This is a genomic window from Petrotoga halophila DSM 16923, from assembly GCF_002924615.1.
On the sequence record NZ_JALY01000307.1, the window covers coordinates 1 to 1,360 of the forward strand.

1 protein-coding gene is annotated in these 1,360 nt (G+C 31.8%); it reads left to right on the top strand.

Annotated elements, in window-relative coordinates; translation table 11 throughout:
• Position 1: 1 nt before the first annotated feature.
• The gene (locus tag AA81_RS13375) at positions 2 to 1,279 is read left to right on the top strand and encodes an ISL3 family transposase (RefSeq protein ID WP_245863660.1); all 1,278 of its coding nucleotides are present in this window, start codon (positions 2 to 4) and stop codon (positions 1,277 to 1,279) included.
• The last annotated feature ends 81 nt before the right edge of the window (positions 1,280 to 1,360 follow it).

Consider the following 1,360-nt stretch of genomic DNA (forward strand, 5'->3'; position numbering starts at 1 on the left):
AATTATATCACAAATACTGTGTATTTACAAATGTTTTAAGTTAAAAGAGAGAAAAGATTTGAGAAAAGATGGAGAGATTTATTTTGAAGTGAGATATTCGAAAAAGGTAGGGATACCAGAATGTCCGTATAAATGTAAAGGATGTAAAGACAAGCGAGAATACATAGTACGTAACGGTAGAGCAAAAGAAAGGATTATCAAAGCCGGAAAAGTTGGGACACAAAGAATATATCTGATACATAGACCACAAAGATACATGTGTAAAAAAACAGGGAAAAGCTTCAGAAATGAGAAGATAAGTTATAGATGGCAAAGAATAACAAGAGCAGAGACAGAAAACCTTGTAAAGAGTTTGCGTAAGATGAGCATATCGGCAACCGCGAAAGAGTTTGGTGTAAGTGTGAGAACTGTGAGTAATTTATTAGATTCGATTGAAATAAAGGTAGATTGGACGAAATTTCAAGATATGAAAGATATAAAGTTAGGGATAGATGAACACTCATTTAGAGGGTTTAAGATGGTGACGACGATAGTAGAATTGAACACATCAAACACGATAGCGATATTAAAATCAGACAAAAAAGAAGAGTTGAAAGGATTTTTAAATAAAATACCGTATAAAATAAAACAAAAGATAACAGAAGCGGCTATCGATATGAGAACCTCTTTTAAGAATGCAGTCAAAGAAGAATTACTTGGAGTGAAAGTAGTAGCGGACCATTTTCATGTAGTAAAAGACGCACAGAAAAAGCTAAGAGAAAGTATAAAGATAGAAGAAGAAGTAACGAATAACAATAAAAAGATACCTGTAAAATTGTTCTTTTTGAATGGAAAGAAATTATTAAAAGAGAAGAAAAAGGTAAAGAAATTATACAAAACATTGAAGGAACATCCATATCTAAAAGAGTATTATAGATACCTACTAATGTTGAAATGGATGTATAAAGCAGAAACATATGAAGAAGGGAAAAGAAGATTACACATATTGATAGGGAAGATGGAAGAAAGTGAAGATCCTCAGGTATGGAGATGGGCCAAAACATATATAAGGTGGGAAAAAGAAATACTCCAATATTTCGTTAATAGAACAACGACGGCTAAAGTAGAAGGACGTCATACGCACATAAAATTAATAAAAAGAATAAGTTTTGGATTCAAGGAAGTTTTGAGATATACCAAAAAAGTTCTATTAGGAGTGATGCCAGAAAGATTCATAAAACTACCAAATTTCATCACAGAAGGAACAACATATTGTAAACAGTTATCCTTTCTGAGCTGAAATTACTCAACAAAAAATCTCTGTAATACATTTTTCATCATATCTTAAGTCTATTCTATCAACCATATTTGACAAGGAGCC